This window comes from Caldithrix abyssi DSM 13497, assembly GCF_001886815.1.
In the GTDB taxonomy this organism is placed as follows: domain Bacteria; phylum Calditrichota; class Calditrichia; order Calditrichales; family Calditrichaceae; genus Caldithrix; species Caldithrix abyssi.
In genome coordinates this window covers 2,956,604-2,972,800 of sequence record NZ_CP018099.1, presented here as the reverse complement: position 1 = coordinate 2,972,800, position 16,197 = coordinate 2,956,604, and the positions used below count along the sequence as shown (strand labels likewise).

14 protein-coding genes are annotated in these 16,197 nt (G+C 47.6%); 13 read left to right on the top strand and 1 reads right to left on the bottom strand.

The features are described 5' to 3' along the window. Positions 1-12 precede the first annotated feature (12 nt). Genes nusA through Cabys_RS11530 form a run of 12 tightly spaced genes read left to right on the top strand, consistent with a single transcriptional unit; the run spans position 13 to position 12,337 of the window. Positions 13-1,302 (top strand): transcription termination factor NusA, encoded by a 1,290-nt coding sequence (gene nusA / locus Cabys_RS11585; protein WP_006930664.1) that lies wholly within the window; start codon positions 13-15, stop codon positions 1,300-1,302. 48 nt (positions 1,303-1,350) lie between these two features. Next, a complete protein-coding gene (infB, locus tag Cabys_RS11580; protein ID WP_006930661.1) occupies positions 1,351-4,137 on the top strand; it encodes a translation initiation factor IF-2 in 2,787 nt (928 codons plus the stop codon). Between the two features lies 1 nt (position 4,138). Continuing rightward, positions 4,139-4,420, top strand: a complete 282-nt coding sequence (locus Cabys_RS11575) for a DUF503 domain-containing protein (protein ID WP_006930660.1) — start codon at positions 4,139-4,141, stop codon at positions 4,418-4,420. A 1-nt stretch (position 4,421) separates the two neighbouring features. Beyond that, complete coding sequence (rbfA, locus tag Cabys_RS11570) at positions 4,422-4,787, top strand: 30S ribosome-binding factor RbfA (protein WP_006930658.1); 366 nt, start codon at positions 4,422-4,424, stop codon at positions 4,785-4,787. Next, on the top strand, positions 4,762-5,499 hold the full coding sequence (gene truB, locus Cabys_RS11565) for a tRNA pseudouridine(55) synthase TruB (RefSeq protein WP_052304190.1): 738 nt from the start codon (positions 4,762-4,764) through the stop codon (positions 5,497-5,499). The genes rbfA and truB overlap by 26 nt, the downstream gene beginning before the upstream one ends. Then, on the top strand, positions 5,477-6,397 hold the full coding sequence (locus tag Cabys_RS11560; RefSeq protein ID WP_006930654.1) for a bifunctional riboflavin kinase/FAD synthetase: 921 nt from the start codon (positions 5,477-5,479) through the stop codon (positions 6,395-6,397). Before truB ends, Cabys_RS11560 begins: the two co-directional genes overlap by 23 nt. A gap of 12 nt (positions 6,398-6,409) precedes the next feature. After that, complete coding sequence (rpsO, locus tag Cabys_RS11555; RefSeq protein ID WP_006930652.1) at positions 6,410-6,679, top strand: 30S ribosomal protein S15; 270 nt, start codon at positions 6,410-6,412, stop codon at positions 6,677-6,679. A gap of 24 nt (positions 6,680-6,703) precedes the next feature. Continuing rightward, positions 6,704-8,827 carry a polyribonucleotide nucleotidyltransferase gene (locus Cabys_RS11550; RefSeq protein WP_006930650.1) on the top strand — a complete coding sequence of 708 codons (2,124 nt, stop codon included), beginning with the start codon at positions 6,704-6,706 and terminating at the stop codon, positions 8,825-8,827. An 8-nt stretch (positions 8,828-8,835) separates the two neighbouring features. Beyond that, on the top strand, positions 8,836-10,068 hold the full coding sequence (locus Cabys_RS11545) for a M16 family metallopeptidase (protein WP_006930648.1): 1,233 nt from the start codon (positions 8,836-8,838) through the stop codon (positions 10,066-10,068). Next, positions 10,061-11,185 carry an alanine dehydrogenase gene (locus Cabys_RS11540; protein WP_006930646.1) on the top strand — a complete coding sequence of 375 codons (1,125 nt, stop codon included), beginning with the start codon at positions 10,061-10,063 and terminating at the stop codon, positions 11,183-11,185. Before Cabys_RS11545 ends, Cabys_RS11540 begins: the two co-directional genes overlap by 8 nt. Positions 11,186-11,192: 7 nt before the next feature. Then, entirely contained in the window at positions 11,193-11,990 is a 798-nt protein-coding gene (locus Cabys_RS11535) for a polysaccharide deacetylase family protein (RefSeq protein ID WP_006930644.1), read from the top strand. A 17-nt stretch (positions 11,991-12,007) separates the two neighbouring features. Continuing rightward, positions 12,008-12,337 (top strand): c-type cytochrome, encoded by a 330-nt coding sequence (locus Cabys_RS11530; protein ID WP_006930642.1) that lies wholly within the window; start codon positions 12,008-12,010, stop codon positions 12,335-12,337. Positions 12,338-12,405: 68 nt separating this feature from the next. On the opposite strand, the gene Cabys_RS11525 is transcribed toward Cabys_RS11530, so the two are convergent. Next, positions 12,406-14,829: a response regulator gene (locus Cabys_RS11525; protein ID WP_006930640.1), complete on the bottom strand. Its 2,424-nt coding sequence runs from the start codon at positions 14,827-14,829 to the stop codon at positions 12,406-12,408. 470 nt (positions 14,830-15,299) lie between these two features. Here Cabys_RS11525 and Cabys_RS11515 point away from each other — a divergent pair, with 470 nt between their 5' ends. Beyond that, a complete protein-coding gene (locus Cabys_RS11515) occupies positions 15,300-16,151 on the top strand; it encodes a deoxyribonuclease IV (protein ID WP_006930638.1) in 852 nt (283 codons plus the stop codon). Positions 16,152-16,197: the final 46 nt, after the last annotated feature.

Below are 16,197 nucleotides of genomic sequence, written 5' to 3'. Positions count from 1 at the left end.
GGAGTGAGGCACATGAATGTTGAAATAATGGAAGCCATCACACAAATCGCCAAAGATAAGCGAATTGACAAGGATCATTTGCGAGACATTCTGGAATCCATTTTTCTGGGAATGATAGAGAAGCGGTTTGGCACCACAGAAAATTTTGACGTTATTGTAAATATCGACAAAGGGGATATTGAGATTTATCAGGAAAAAACCGTTGTCGAAGAAGTTACCGATCCGGTAAGCGAGATCGATCTGGAGTCGGCGCGTAAGATCGACCCGGATGTTGAAATCGGCGAAGAAATTGTGGAGGTAATTGATCCGCAGTTGTTTGGACGGCGCCTGATCGCTTCGGCCAAGCAGAATCTGGCCCAGAAGATTCGCGATTTTGAGCGCGAACACGTGATCGAAGAGTATAAAAATCGCATTGGCGAAATCATAATCGGCGATATTCATCAGATTAATAGCCGCGGCATTTACATCAATCAGGACAAAACAGAAGTGTTCCTGCCGCGCAGCGAAAAAATCCCCAGCGAAATTCTGCGCCGCGGACAGACCGTGCGCTGTTTAATCAAAGAGGTGATTGAAGATCAGAAAAAAGGACGCGGGCCGGAAATTATTGTCAGCCGGGCTGATAAGCGTTTTTTGATTCGTCTCTTTGAGCTGGAAGTACCCGAGATTTACGATGGCATTGTGGAAATTAAAGCCGTGGCGCGCGATCCGGGCGAACGGGCCAAGATCGCCGTGGAGTCGATCGATCGCAGAATTGACGCCGTGGGCGCCTGTGTGGGTATGAAAGGCGTGCGGATTCAGGCGGTGGTGCGCGAATTGAACGGTGAAAAAATCGATATCATCAACTATTCCAGCGAGCCGGAAATTTTTATTTCACGCGCTCTGACGCCTGCCAAACCCATAAAAGTGGTGGTGAATGAAGATGAAAAAATGGCCGTGGCCGTTATTCGCGATGACGAAATTTCATTAGCCATTGGTAAGGGCGGACAAAATTTGAAACTGGCCTCCGAACTGACCGGTTACCAGATTGAGCCCTTGCGTGAATCAGAATACGAAAAAGAGACAACCGTCGATGAAAATGTTTCGGTTGAAGACCTGCACGGCATTCCTGAAGGAATTAAGCGCAAGCTAATCGACGCTGATATTTTATATGCCCATGAAATTTTAGAACAAGGTAAGGAAAATCTGGTTAAAATATCGGGCATCGGTGAAAAATCAGCAGAAAAGATTATTCAAATTGCAAAGCAATATGTTGAGACTACCGACGAATCTTCAGACGTTGAAAATGAAGAAGAGGAGTCTTGAGGAGTTTTAGCGAGTATTGGCTTTGGTTCAATACTAAATGGAGTATAAATGGCTGGAAGAAAAAAGTATAAGGTATTTAAGGTTTCGAAGGAATTGAACGTAGGGTTTGACACCATTAAGTCTTTTCTGGATAAAAAGGACATTAAGGTGTCCGGTCCTAACGATTCCATCTCCGAAGAGGTGTATCTGGAAATTCTTGATAAGTTTGCGCAGGATAAAAAGAAGGCGGAAGAGATTCGGGCCCGCAGGGCTAAAAAGAGCGGCGAAACTGAGGAAGTGGAAGTTGCCACCGTTGATGAAACGAAAGAACACACCGCAAGCATCGTCGATGAAATTAAAAAGGTGATTGAAGAAGACGCCGAAGCGCTTTCGCAGGGCAAGCGGACAAGCAAAATTAAATCGGTCAGAAAAGAAACGAAACCTCAGAAAAAGAAAGTAACTAAAGAAGTAAAGGAACAGGCGGTCGAAAAAGAACCGCTGGCCGAAGAAAGCGTTGCCCCTGCAACGGAAGTAAAAGAAGAGCAGGTTAAAGCGCCTCAGGAAGAAAAAACGCCTGAAACAGTCGAACCGGAAGTTTCTGAGCAGCCTGAGCCAAAAGAAGCGTCGGCGAAAGAAATTGTAAAAGAAGAAAAGGCACGGGAGCCGGAAAAGGCTCCGAAACCCGAAGCGAAAGAAGAAACCGCAACGGAAAAGGCGGAAGAAACCAAAGAAGCCGCAGGAGAGAAAAAGAGAGGGAAGAAGAAAAAGAAAAAAGGTAAAGAAACAGAAGCCAAGGAGGTCGTTGAAGAAGCCGGCCTTTCGGAGAAAGAGCGCAAGCGCCGCAAAGCTCTGGAGATGATTCGCAAAGATAAGAACGCGCGCCGCAAGCCGCCCAAGGAATTTTTGAAACATGCCGGAGCAGAAGGCGAAGAGGGCGTTCGCAGACCCGGCCGTAAAAAGAAGAAAAAAAGATCTCAGGTAGATATGAAAGAGGTGCAGGAGACGCTAAAGAAGACCCTGGCCTCGTTAGACTCCAAAGGCCGTAAGCCTAAAAAGCAGAAAAAAGCCAGAGTTGATGAAACCGACGGCGAAGAAGAAAATATCATCCGGGTGGCCGAGTTCATCTCTGTGAATGAATTAGCCAACTTGCTGGATGTGCCGGCCTCGGAGGTGATTATGAAATGCCTTGAACTGGGACTTGTGGTGACGATTAACCAGCGTCTGGATATCGATACCATTACATTGATCGCCGAAGAATATGGCTATAAAGTAGAACAGCAGTTCGCCACCGAGTTTATTAGCGAGGAAGAAGAGGAAGAAGAAGAGGTCGATGAGTCAATGCTGGAGCCGCGAGCGCCGATTGTAACCATCATGGGCCATGTGGATCACGGTAAAACATCGTTGCTGGATTATTTGCGCAAGAGTAATATTACGGCCGGCGAAGCAGGCGGAATTACGCAGCACATCGGCGCTTATGAGGTGGAGTACGAAGGCAAAAAGATCACCTTTTTAGACACGCCCGGTCATGAGGCTTTTACAGCCATGCGCGCCCGCGGCGCCCAGGTTACGGACATTGTAATTCTGGTGGTGGCCGCCGATGACGCGGTAATGCCGCAGACCATCGAAGCCATCGACCACGTTAAGGCGGCCGGCGTTCACATGGTGATTGCTATCAATAAGATCGATAAGCCCGGCGCAGATCCGGAGCGCATCAAACAGCAACTGGCGGAGCGCGACATTCTGGTAGAAGACTGGGGCGGAACCTATCAGTGCGCTGAAATTTCGGCCAAAACCGGTCAGGGCGTTTCTGATTTGTTGGAAAAACTGCTGTTAGAAGCGGAAATGCTCGATCTTAAAGCCAACCCGCACAAACGTGCGGTGGGCGTGGTGATTGAATCCAGGCTGGACAAAGGAAAAGGCCCCATTGCCACGGTTTTAGTGCAGGACGGAACCCTGAAGGTTGGCGACCATTTTGTGGCCGGGCACCATTACGGTCGAGTTCGCGCGTTGCTTAACGAAAAGAATGAACGGATGAAAACGGCCGGACCTTCGCAGCCGGCGGTTGTGCTGGGCTTTGAAGGCATTCCACAGGCGGGCGACCGCTTTGTGGTGATGAAAGACGAAAAAGCAGCCCGTGAACTGGCTTCCAAACGCCAGCAGCTGAAACGCGAGCAGGAAGCCAAACAGGTTAAAATGCTTACCCTACAGCAAATTTCCGAACGGATTGCCCAGGGCGAAGTGCACGACCTACCCATCGTTATTAAAGCCGATGTGGACGGCTCGGCCGAGGCCCTTGCCGACGCCCTGATTAATCTTAATACGGATGAGGTGAAAATAAATGTGGTGCGCAAGGCCGTAGGCCCCATTACCGAATCGGACGTGTTGCTGGCCAGCGCTTCCGGCGCGGTGATTATCGGCTTTAACGTGCGCGCCAATCTAAAGGCCAAAGAGCTGGCCGAAAAAGAAAACGTTGACATCCGCACCTATCGCGTGATTTACGACGCCATCGACGATCTCAAATCGGCCATGGAAGGCATGCTTAAACCGAGTCTGGAAGAGAACGTGCTGGGCCAGGCCGAAGTTCGCGAAACCTTTAAAATCTCGCGCGTGGGAACCGTTGCCGGATGCTATGTGATCAATGGAAAAATACCGCGCAATGCTAATATCAGAGTGGTGCGCGACGATGTGGAGATTTACGACGGCAAAATCGCCTCGTTAAAACGCTTTAAAGAAGACGTGCGCGAGGTGAACAGCGGCTTTGAATGCGGTATTCAGATCGAAAACTTTAATGATTTAAAAGTAGGCGATATTATTGAGGCCTACGAAACCATTGAGGTTAAACGAAAATTAGCGTAAGATGGTCGTTGCTCTGTTAACCGTAGAAATTCTGGTGCCCGGCAGCGCCTCTTTAAAAGAAAAGCGAGGGGTCGTTAAGCGCATTAAAGATCGCTCGCGCAACAAATTCAATATTTCGGTGGCCGAAGTGGATTTTCAGGACAAGTGGCAGCGGGCTAAACTGGCCTTTGCCCTGGTCGGCTCCGATCATAAAAATGCGGAGACGACCATGCAAAAGTTATTTCAAATGTTGGATTCGGACTACGGATTCGAAATCGTCAATTTTAACTTTGAGTTTTTGTAAAATGGCAGAAGGCAGAAGAGTAAAACGCTACGCCGACTTAATTAAAAGAGTGGTCAGCGAAGTTATCGAATTTAAATTGAATGATCCCAATAAGGGAATGGTTACCCTGACACGCGTCAAGGTTTCGCCCGATTTGCGCATAGCGACCATTTACTACACCGTGTTGGGCGACGAAAAACAGCGAGCCAAAACAAAGGAAGTGCTCAATCGCTCCCGATCGTTTATTCGCAGCGAAATAAAGCCCTTTATTACCAGCCGCTGGTTACCGGAATTGCGCTTTTTTTACGATGAAACCATGGATTATGCCGAGCGCATTGATTCGTTATTGAAGTCGATTAAGAATGATGCAGATTCTGAAGAAGAATGATCCGATTGATGCCAGTCTTGCCCGGCAGGGCTTTATCGCGCTGATCAATAAACCGCAAGACTGGACATCCTTTGATGTGGTGAATAAGATCAGACATGCGCTTAAAATCAAAAAAGTAGGCCATGCCGGAACCCTGGATCCCTTTGCCACCGGTCTGCTAATTGTGGGCGCGGGCAGGGGCACCAGAGCCCTGAGCCAATTCATGAATCTGGATAAAACCTATCGGGCTGTGATTCGCCTGGGCGTTGAAACGGATACCTATGACGTGACGGGGAAGGTCGTAAAAGAACAAGATACGCAGATGATAACAAGGCAGGACGTGGAGGCGGTAATCAACGAAATGCAGGGAGAAATGTTACAGGTGCCGCCCATGTACTCGGCCAAAAAGATAAAGGGACAGCCCCTGTACAAACTGGCCCGCAAAGGCAAAGAAGTAGAGCGTGAGCCGCAAAAGGTGGTGATTCATCAGGCAAAAATGCTGAGCTGGCAGCCGCCGCTGGTTGAAGTGGAATTAACGGTTTCCAAAGGAACTTACATTCGCACCTATGCGCACGACCTGGGGCAGAAGTTAGGCGTGGGCGCCATGCTGGCCGAACTGGCGCGCACCAAAATCGGCGCGTTTTGCCTTGAAGAGAGTTTTGAATTGAATGCGTTCATTGAAAATTGGAAGCAAACCGTCGGGCAGGGCGATGAAGATCATAAAAGGGCTTGAACAAATACATAGCATTGGTGATTGCGCCGTGACCATGGGCACCTTTGACGGCGTGCACAGGGGACACCACATGTTGATCGAACGCTTGATTGAAGAAGCCCGTAAACGCGGTTTAAAATCGATTTTGCTGACGTTTGATCCTCATCCGCGGCTCTTTTTCGGCGGAGCGGAAAAAGTGAAACTGCTTACCACGCTCGATGAAAAACTGGACTTGCTCAAAATGTTTGATCTGGATTGTGTAGGCGTGCTGGAGTTTAATCAGGCGCTGGCCGCAATGAGCTATCAGGCCTTTGTGGATGAAATTCTGTTAAACAAACTGCGCATGCGCTTACTGGTGGTGGGGTATGATCATGGATTCGGCAAAGGGCGTGAGGGAACGTTTGAAAACTTAAAACGTCTTGGCCGTCAGCTCCATTTTGATGTGCTTAAGGTGGAACCGCTGGTCACGGGAGAACATATCGTTAAAAGCTCTACCATTCGCCGCTTGTTACTGGAAGGCGATGTGAAAAAGGCTGCGGAGCTGTTAGGGCATCTTTACGAATTGAAGGGAAAGGTGGTAAAAGGAAGGCTGGTTGGTAAAAAATTAGAATTTCCCACTGCAAATCTTTATATTAATGATTCTGCAAAGCTTTTACCGAAAGACGGCGTGTATGCTGTTGACGTAAAAGTTATCGATCGGATGTATCGCGGAATGTTGAATATTGGCTTTCGGCCGACCGTAAACCATTCCACGCAAAGAACGGTTGAAGTTCATATTCATGATTTTTCGCAGGACATTTACGGAAAAGAGATTACGGTGTTTTTCAAAAAACGCCTGAGAGACGAAAGAAAATTTGAGAATTTGGAAGAATTAAAAAAGCAACTATTAATAGACCGAGAACAAAGTCTGAAAATATAATGGAGGTTTTCAATGGCTTTAACCAAAGATGACAAAAGCAACATCATCACCAAGTTTGGCGAATCTGCACAGGATACAGGTAAAACCGAAGTTCAGATCGCTTTATTAACCGCCAGGATCAACTACCTGACAGACCACCTGCGCACTCACAAAAAAGACCATCATTCGCGCCGGGGATTGTTGAAACTGGTTGGTCAACGGCGTCGCTTGTTAAACTACCTGATCAAAAAAGACATTAACCGTTATCGTAAGGTAATCAAAGAATTAGGAATCAGACGTTAACATCGCTGTTTCCCGGAGGAATGAATGTACATCAAGAAATCAATCGAATTGAATGGGCAAGACCTGACCATTGAAACAGGGAAGCTTGCCAAACAGGCCCATGGATCGGCGCTGGTGCGCTATGGCGACACCATGGTTTTAGTCACAGTGGTCGCCAATGACGAAATGACTGAACAGCGCGATTTTATGCCTTTAACGGTGGAATATCGGGAAAAGATGTTTGCCGCCGGAAAAATTCCCGGCGGTTTCATTAAACGTGAAGGCCGGCCCAGCGAAAAAGAGATTCTTTCGGCCCGCCTGATCGATCGTCCCATCCGTCCGCTATTCCCGGACAATTTCTTCTACGAAACACAGATCATCGCTTCGGTGCTTTCCATGGATCGCGAAAACGAGCCGGATGTGCTGGCTGGCATTGGAGCCTCGGCCGCGCTGGTCTTTTCGGATATCCCGTTTGAAGGCCCCATTGCCACGGTGCGCGTTTGCAAACTGGACGATTCGTACGTGATCAATCCAACCATTGATCAAATCGAAAATTCACAATTGGAACTGGTGGTGGCCGGCTCGGAAGAGTCCATTATGATGGTGGAAGGCGAAGGCAAAGAAGTCCCGGAAGACTTTATCCTGGAGGCGATTACGCACGCCCATGAAGCCATCAAGAAAATTATTGCACTGCAAAAAGAGATCGCCGCAGAACTGAACGTTGTCAAACGCGAAGTTCCTGAGCTGGAGTTTCCGGAAGGCCTGGAAGAAAAGGTAACGGAGCTGGCGGTAGAACGCGTTAAAGAGGCCATTCGCATTGGAGAAAAAATCGAACGGCAAAAAGCGCTGAAGGCGATTAAAGAAGAGATCATCGAACAACTGCAGGAAGAATATCCGGAAAGCGAGCGTCTGATCGCCACGGTGCTGCATGACCTTGAAAAACAGTTGATGCGTGAAATGGTGCTCAACGAACAACGCCGATTGGACGGTCGCGGTTATGTGGATATTCGTCCTATTTCATGCGAGGTTGACCTGCTGCCGCGCACGCACGGTTCGGCCCTGTTTACGCGCGGGCAAACTCAGGCTCTGGGCGTGGTTACCCTGGGTACGAAGTCGGACGAACAAATTGTGGAAGCGCTGGAAGGCGAATCGAGTAAACGCTATTTGTTGCACTATAACTTTCCGCCTTTTAGCACGGGCGAGGCCAAACCAATCCGCGGCGTTAGCCGTCGCGAAGTAGGGCATGGCAATCTGGCTGAGCGGGCGTTAAAACCGGTGATTCCGGAAGCCGAAGAGTTTCCGTACACCATTCGCGTGGTGTCCGAGGTCCTCGAATCGAACGGCTCTTCATCCATGGCTACGGTTTGCGCGGGGTCCATGGCTCTGATGGCAGCGGGCGTTCCTATTAAAAGCGCGGTTGCCGGTATTGCCATGGGCTTAATCAAAGAAGATGACAAAATCGCCATTCTGTCCGATATTCTGGGCGATGAAGACCATCTGGGCGACATGGATTTTAAAGTAGCCGGAACGAGCAAAGGCGTAACCGCCGTTCAGATGGATATCAAAATTGGCGGTATTTCTCAGGAAATTATGGCTCGCGCATTGCAGCAGGCGCGCGAAGGGCGCATGCACATCATGGAAAAGATGAACGAAGCCATCGACAAACCGCGCGACGAGATCAGCCCCTGGGCGCCAAAGATCATCGAATTTCATGTGCCGGTGGATAAAATCGGATTGATCATTGGCCCGGGCGGTAAAACGATTCGCGGTATTATTGAAGATGCCGGCAGTGAAATCGACATCAATATCGACGAAGACGGAAAGGTAACCGTCGCTTCGCCCGATATGGAAGCCGCCTACAAGGCGCAACGCATCATCGAATCCATGACCGAAGAGCCGGTTTTGGGCAAGGCTTACCGGGGCATTGTTAAGCGCGTGAAAGATTTTGGCTGCTTTGTGGAATTTTTGCCCGGCCGCGAAGGAATGGTGCATATTTCTGAGCTGGATGTGCAGCGCACCAACAAGGTGACCGATGTGGTTAAAGAAGGCGACGAGATCGATGTGGTGATAACGCGCATCGAGCCCAACGGAAAAATCGCCCTCAGCCGCAAAGCCTTTTTGCGCCGTAAATTAAAAACAGGTCGCCCAACTTACAAAAAGGGTATCTGATCCTGCCTATGGATCAATACATTGAAAAGACCATCTTAAATAATGGACTGACCGTGATAAGCGAACGCTTGCCAACGGTGCGGTCCATTTCTTTAGGCGTCTGGATCCGGGCCGGGTCGCGTTACGAAAACGAGCAAAACAACGGTATTGCCCATTTCATTGAGCATCTTGTTTTTAAAGGCACTAAAAAACGCAGAGGCCTGCAAATTGCCCGTGCGCTCGAAGAACTGGGCGGCAGTTTAAACGCTTACACCAGTAAAGAAGTAACCCACTTTTACACGCTTGCGCTGGATGAACATTTGCCGGTGTGCGTGGATGTTCTGGGCGATCTGGTTTGTAATCCACTTTTGAAAGAAGCGGATATCGAAAAAGAGAAACAGGTGGTCATCGAAGAGATCCATGCCGTTAAAGACACGCCCGAAGAATATCTGTACGACGTCTTTCAGGAAAAGCTTTTTCCGAACCATCCGCTGGGCTTTCCCATATTGGGGAAACCGGAAACGGTGCGGCGGTTCGATCTTCGAACGGTGCGTGAATTTATGGAACAATTTTACCTGCCCGAAAATATCATCATCAGCGCCGCCGGCAATTTAAAACACGATCGCCTCTTAAAGCTGGTTGAAAAGCACTTCCATTTTGAGCGGCACGGCCAGCGCCCCGCGCCGGTCAGGCCCAGAGCGGCAGAAAAAGTTAATCTGGAAATAAACGAACCATTTAACCAGGCGCATATTGTCGTCGGTCTGGAAGCGCTTCCTTACGCTTCGGAAGATCGATTTGCCCTGCATGCTTTAAACGCCTATCTGGGCGGGGGAATGAGTTCCAGAGTTTTTCAGACCATTCGCGAAAAACACGGGCTGGCTTATATGGTCTACTCTGCGCTTGACTTTTTTATGGATACCGGTATATTCAGTTTTTATCTGGGAACCGATCCGGCAAAGCGAGGCAAGGCCTTAAAATTGTTATTTAAGGAAATCGCAAAAGTAACCGAAAAAGAAATCAGCCGTACAATGGTAAAAAGGCTGCAAGAACAATTGAAGGGACAATTGCTTCTGGGGCTGGAAAACACAGCGCACCGCATGAGTCGTCTGGCTAAAAATGAAATCTATTTCGGAAAACAGGTGCCGCTGGAAGAATCAATCGAGATGATTTACGCGCTGGATGAGAAAAAAATTTTTGAAGTGGCGCAAAAAATAATTAATGTTGATAAGTTAAATGTAATACAAATGGTCGGTCATGCTTAATATTGGTATTGTCAAAGAACTCAAGCCTTACGAAAGTCGGGTGATGATCACCCCCGAAGGCGTGGGCGTATTAACGCGAAACGGTTTAACGGTTTACGTAGAAAACGGAGCAGGCGAAAGCTGTGGATTTGATGACTTGCAGTACGAAAGAGCCGGCGCCATTATTTTGCCCACCATGGAAAAAGTGTTTAGTAAGGCTCAATTGATTATTCAGGTGCAGCCGCCGCATCCGGTTCAATTTGAACTGTTAACCGCCGATCATATTTTACTTTCGTTCATGAATTTAATACATCAGGCCGATCGTCTGACGGCCCTGGTTAACACCAAAAGCACCTTTATCAGCGCCGAGCTTTTGCAGGATGCAGATGGAAAATACCCGCTGCTGGTTGGGATGAGTGAGATCGCCGGGAAAATGGCGGTGTTTCTTTCGGCCATGTTGTTAACCACGCCCGAAGGCGGCAAGGGAAAACTGCTAACCGGCACCGAGTTCTCGCGCCCCTCCACTATGACCATTGTGGGCGCCGGAACCGTTGGACGAACCGTTGCCGCCATAGCCCACGATCTGGGCGTAAAAGTCAATTTACTGACCTTAAAACCGGAAAAAATAGAAGAGGCGCATAAAGAGGTGCCCCAGATTCACATTCAGGCATATAATGATGACTTACTGAGGGAGTTGTTGCCTCAAACCGACGTATTGGTGGTGGCCATTCATTCCTTAAAACGCGAATTCGACATAAAGATTACGCGCGATATGATCCGGCTGATGGAAAAAGGCAGTGTGTTGATCGATATTTCCGTGGCCGAAGCCCATGTGGTGGAAACCTCGCATCTGACCAACCACGATCAGCCTACATTTATCGTGGAAGGCGTGGTGCACTATTGTGTGCCCAATATTGGCGCGCTGGTGCCGCAGACTGCCAGCCGTGTGCTGACCAAAAAATTACTCCCTTACATTAAAGTTCTGGCTTTAAAAGAGCTTAAAGACGCCCTCCTGGAAGAACCCGGCCTGGTGCCGGCCATCGGTATTTACAAAGGCAAAATAACCAATCGCATGGTGGCCGATTACTACAATCAGGATTTTTACAACATTTTTGAACTCTTGGAACTTAACATCTGATTAAAAGATGCAAACTAAAAATATCGTCATTTTAAATTATCACAAAATCAGCAAACGAATGGATATCGGTCTTACGGCCCGCCATCCGGATGATTTTGAACGCGATTTGCGTATCTTTCATGAACAGGGCTTTAAAAGCGTTACCTTTTTAGACCTGATCAAAGCGCCGGAGAAACTTCCGCCCCGCGCCTTAATTATTACCTTTGACGATGGATACCGCTCGGTTATTGAACAAGCCTATCCCTTGATGGAGCAATGCGGTTTTAAAGGCGTGGTGTACATTCCAACAGATTATATCGGTAAGAGTAACGACTGGGACGTTCAGTTCGGCGGCAAAAAATACGTTCACCTTAACGCGCAAGAGCTGAAGTTTTTAGCGGATAGCGGTTTTGAGATTGGCTCCCATGGCGCCTCGCACAGGTCTTTCAAAGCCATGCCGCTCCGCCAGTGCGAAGACGAATTAAAACGTAGTAAAATAATACTGGAGCAGATTGCGCAAAAGCCCGTGGTGTCTATCAGTTATCCCTTTGGTCAGTTTAATCGCCAAATTCTGGCATTAAGCCGCAATGCCGGCTATCGGTTTGGCGTAGGCTCCATTTTTTACCGAAGCCTTGCCAGCCTGGACGGACTTTCTGTCATGGCCCTGCGCCGTTTCAATATTTATCGTTCCGATTCCATGCGCACGGTGCGCAAAAAACTGACGGCCGATTTTAACTCGATTTACGCCTATCGCGATTGGCTCATTCAGCAGGGAAGCATGGCCACGGTATTATGGCAAAAGGTCTTTAAAACGAAAGATGTTTAGCTATGACATTTTCTCAAATGAGACGCTGGTATCCCTTTATTGGTTTTGTTTTGCTAACCATTGTTTTCAGCATCTATTTTTTGACCAATGTGCAGAGTAGTAATTATCGTCCCCAGACCGATGATCCGGCGGTGATTTACTATGAGGCCTGTTCTCATTGTCATGGAAAAAGCGGTCAATCGCCCAACCTGCTGTATCCCGATCTGGCCGATGTAACACTGAAGCGCGCGGAAGTTGAAAAAGTTATTCGCGAAGGCGCTTTATTTATGCCGGCCTTTCAAAACTTGAAAGGCGATACCTTGCAAAAGCTAATCGATTTTTTACTTGAAAAGCGCTTTTTAGAATAAACCTCGCTTTGCGGACTTTTGTAGAACATTCAGCCCTCTTTCCGTACCACTAAATCAGCGAAGACACGTTATTTATCGGTCCATTTTTCAATCATCGCGTAAAGATCGTCCGGCTTGATGGGCTTGGAGATGTAGTCGTCCATACCGGCGGCCAGACATTTTTCCCGATCGCCTTTCATGGCGTGAGCCGTCATGGCGATAATCGGAATATGACGATGGCCGTCAAGTTTACTCCTGATTTTTTTCGTGGCTTCAATGCCGTCCATAACCGGCATCTGAACATCCATCAGAATGATATCGTAATGTTGGCGCAGCGCTGCTTTGTAAGCCTCTTTGCCGTTGTTAACAATGTCAAGCGCGTAATTTTTCTTTTCAATGATTTTCCGCGCCACTTTTTGATTGATCATATTGTCTTCGGCCAGCAGAATGCGAATCCCCTGCCGAATTTGCTCTTCAATCACATGAGAGGTGATGAACTTTTCTTCTTCTTTTTCTGCAGCTTCGGGGCGATCTTCCACACTTTGTTGCAAAACATTAACTATGGTATTGAACAGATGAGATTGTTTGACCGGTTTGACCAGATAGGCGCTGCAACCCAATTGTTTTAAATAACTTGCGTCGCCGCGATGCCCCAACGAGGTGAGAATGATGATTCTGGCATCCTTCAGTTCCGGTTCTTTGATTATGGCTTTGGCCGTCATTTCGCCATCCCACTCGGGCATTTGCATGTCTAACAGCACAATGGCAAAGGGGTCGCCTTCCTGTTTGGCTTTTTTTAAGCGTACAATCGCTTCTTTACCGCCCTCGCAGGCCTCGGGACGAAAGTTCCAGTTGGTTAGAATTTGCTGTAAAATAAAGCGATTGGTTTTGTTGTCATCTACAATTAAAACGCGCAGATTGTGAATCTCTTCCAGTTCGATTAACCGTTTGGCTATCTTTTTCTTGCCGGGTTTTAATGTTACCGTAAAATAAAAGGTAGAGCCTTTATTGACTTCGCTTTCTACCCAAATCTTGCCGCCCATCATTTCGGTTAGCTTTTTGGAAATCGACAGTCCGAGTCCGGTGCCTCCGTATTTACGGGTGGTTGAGCCATCGGCCTGTGTAAATTCTTTAAAAATTAAATCGAGTTTTTCTTTAGGAATGCCAATGCCCGTATCTCTCACCGAAAATTGAATCTTCAAAGTATCGTCAAAAGAATCCAGCAACTTGCTTTCGACTACAATTTCCCCTTTATGCGTAAATTTGATGGCATTGCCCAGCAGATTGGTCAAAACCTGGCGGACTCGTCCCGGATCGCCAATGACATTTGTGGGTAGATCCGGATCGATAAAAACCGCCAGTTCAAGGTCTTTTTCATCGGCTTTATGGGCAAGCCCTTCGGCGGTGGTCTCTATAAGCGTACGGATGTCGAACTCTTCTTCGCTTAAATCCAGCTTGCCGGCTTCGATTTTAGAAAAATCAAGTATGTCGTTAATCAAGGCCAGCAGCCCGTAAGCGCTTTCTTTAATGGTCGTCAAAAAATCCCGTTGTTCTTCGTTTAACTCTGTGTTCAATAACAGTTCGGTCAGGCCGATCACCGCATTCATCGGCGTGCGGATTTCGTGACTCATGTTGGCCAGAAACTCGCTTTTGAACTTGTTGGCTTTTTCTGCCAGTTCCCGATTTTTCCTTTCAAAGGCGAGCAGGCGGGCATTCTCTAAAAATAACGCCGTCTGGCGGCTGATTACTTCTACGGCAATTAAATTATTCTTGTCAAACTGGTTCAAACCTTTTTTAAGAAAGATAATAACGCCAAACGCCTTGTCGTGCACCACTAACGGCGCGCCAATTAAAGATTCATCGATCCGCTCTTCGCCCGGTAAATAATACACATCCGGATTGTTCTTTACGTCATTACAGAGCAATGGCTGTCTGGTGCGGAAAATCTTCCCAATTATCCCGCGATCGACCGAAATGCCCAGATTAGAAACCATGCGATTTTTTACGTACGTTTTGTCCGAAAAGATAGGCAGCAGATATTTGCCGTCTTCGTCAATGGTGTAAATCTGGTAGGCGTCGAATCCGAATAACTCCTTAAACCCATCGCCAATCGCTTTGCCCACTTCTTCTACCTTGTGGCTGGCAAAAATCTCTTCTGTGATCTTATTGATTTGCGTAAAAAACTTTTTCCAGAAATCGAATGATTCTTCCGACCTGGAAATGACATCGTGCCCTTCGATTATTTTTAAAATTCCATAAGAGTTGTCGGTCGTATCGTGATAAAGACACAAATCGTTTAACTTAATCTGCGCTGTATTTGACGGGGCATTAAATGACAAAAACGGCTCATCTAATGGATAAAGTTCAAGCGGGTTGATCAGCCTTAATTTTTGAGGACTTTCTTTCTTAAGACGGATGAAGGTCTGCTCTAAGGAAGAATCTTGAGTCAGGATGTGATATTTTAGAAGGGGTTGCGGCTCTTTGCTGCTGCGGCCTTTTTTTAAGGAAGTCATAAACTCCTCGCTCATGCGTTAACTGTTTTTTGATTAAATACGATTTTATTTTTATAATTAAACTAATTATCGTAATAAACGGAGTGTACTTAAATCTTAAAATGATGCGATTGAAAAAAATCGGCTTCGCTGTCATTCCAGCGCACGCACCAACAGGTCATTCCTGCGCAAGCGTCATCATGTCATTCCTGCGAAAGCAGGAATCCCTTCCTGCATGTCATCGCTGCGCAAGTGTCAGCAGTCATTCCTGCGCAAGCAGGAATCCCTTCCTGCATGTCATCGCTGCGCAAGTGTCAGCAGTCATTCCTGCGCAAGCAGGAATCCCTTTCATCATTTCATCCCTGCACATGCACCAACAGGTCATTCCTGCGTAAGCAGGAATCCCTTTCATGCAAACGCGACGTATTCCAGCACCCGCTGGAATGACAGGGCCGGAGAAGCAAAAAATTCAAAAAAAGAGGTAAATCACTATGAAAATCGGCTGTCATGTATCTATAGCGCAAAACATCTGGGCCTGCTTTGAACGGGCCGCTTCGGTAGAGAGCGAGGTCTTTCAGATCTTTACTCAAAATCAACGGCAGTGGAGGTCGGTGCAATACAGCGCGGAAGATATTCAAAAATTTCATGATTTAAGAAGCGAAGGACCTTACAGGGATGTGCCGTTGGTGGCCCATGCCTCCTATTTGATTAATTTGTGTGCCGAAGATGAAGAAAAATTAGCTCGATCACGGCAGGCCTTTTTGGACGAACTAAAACGTTGCGATGCGCTGGGGATCGATTTTCTGGTCATCCATCCGGGAAGCTATGGTTCCAAAACGCTGGAGTGGGGCATCGACAGAGTAGCAGAGACCATTAACCTGGCGTGCGAGCAATACAAGCCCCGGGTTCAGATACTTCTGGAAAGCACCGCCGGCCAGGGAAGCAACCTGGGATTTCGCTTCGAACAGTTGCAGGCCATCCGAGAAAAGGCGCTCCAAAAAGAACATCTGGCCTATTGTCTGGACACTTGCCACATTTTTGCCGCCGGCTACGAACTTGAAACCGTCAATGGGCTGGAAAATACTCTCAAAGAGGTAGATAAATGGCTGGGCATGGAGCGCGTTAAAGTATGGCATTTTAACGACTCCATGCACGAGCGGGGAAGCCGTCGCGATCGTCACGCGCCCATTGGAGAAGGTAAAATTGGCCTGACGCCTTTTGAAATTCTGGTGAACGATCCAGTCTTTAAAGATACGCCGGCTATCCTTGAAATTCCCGGAGGCATGGAAAAGTTTGCGGAAAATATTCAGCTGCTTAAAAAACTGAGAAAAGGCGGGGGATGAAGGTGAGTTTTTTGCATACCTGGCGCGAAAATGGCCAACGCAGGAA

Bases quoted from the DNA above. Each gene is read 5' to 3' on its own strand.
- Cabys_RS11530 (WP_006930642.1), top strand. From the start codon at position 12,008: ATGAGACGCTGGTATCCCTTTATTGGTTTTGTTTTGCTAACCATTGTT.
- truB (WP_052304190.1), top strand. From the start codon at position 4,762: ATGATGCAGATTCTGAAGAAGAATGATCCGATTGATGCCAGTCTTGCC.
- Cabys_RS11540 (WP_006930646.1), top strand. From the start codon at position 10,061: ATGCTTAATATTGGTATTGTCAAAGAACTCAAGCCTTACGAAAGTCGG.
- nusA (WP_006930664.1), top strand. From the start codon at position 13: ATGAATGTTGAAATAATGGAAGCCATCACACAAATCGCCAAAGATAAG.
- rbfA (WP_006930658.1), top strand. From the start codon at position 4,422: ATGGCAGAAGGCAGAAGAGTAAAACGCTACGCCGACTTAATTAAAAGA.
- rpsO (WP_006930652.1), top strand. From the start codon at position 6,410: ATGGCTTTAACCAAAGATGACAAAAGCAACATCATCACCAAGTTTGGC.
- Cabys_RS11575 (WP_006930660.1), top strand. From the start codon at position 4,139: ATGGTCGTTGCTCTGTTAACCGTAGAAATTCTGGTGCCCGGCAGCGCC.
- Cabys_RS11525 (WP_006930640.1), bottom strand. From the start codon at position 14,829: ATGACTTCCTTAAAAAAAGGCCGCAGCAGCAAAGAGCCGCAACCCCTT.
- Cabys_RS11550 (WP_006930650.1), top strand. From the start codon at position 6,704: ATGTACATCAAGAAATCAATCGAATTGAATGGGCAAGACCTGACCATT.
- Cabys_RS11515 (WP_006930638.1), top strand. From the start codon at position 15,300: ATGAAAATCGGCTGTCATGTATCTATAGCGCAAAACATCTGGGCCTGC.
- infB (WP_006930661.1), top strand. From the start codon at position 1,351: ATGGCTGGAAGAAAAAAGTATAAGGTATTTAAGGTTTCGAAGGAATTG.
- Cabys_RS11535 (WP_006930644.1), top strand. From the start codon at position 11,193: ATGCAAACTAAAAATATCGTCATTTTAAATTATCACAAAATCAGCAAA.
- Cabys_RS11545 (WP_006930648.1), top strand. From the start codon at position 8,836: ATGGATCAATACATTGAAAAGACCATCTTAAATAATGGACTGACCGTG.
- Cabys_RS11560 (WP_006930654.1), top strand. From the start codon at position 5,477: ATGAAGATCATAAAAGGGCTTGAACAAATACATAGCATTGGTGATTGC.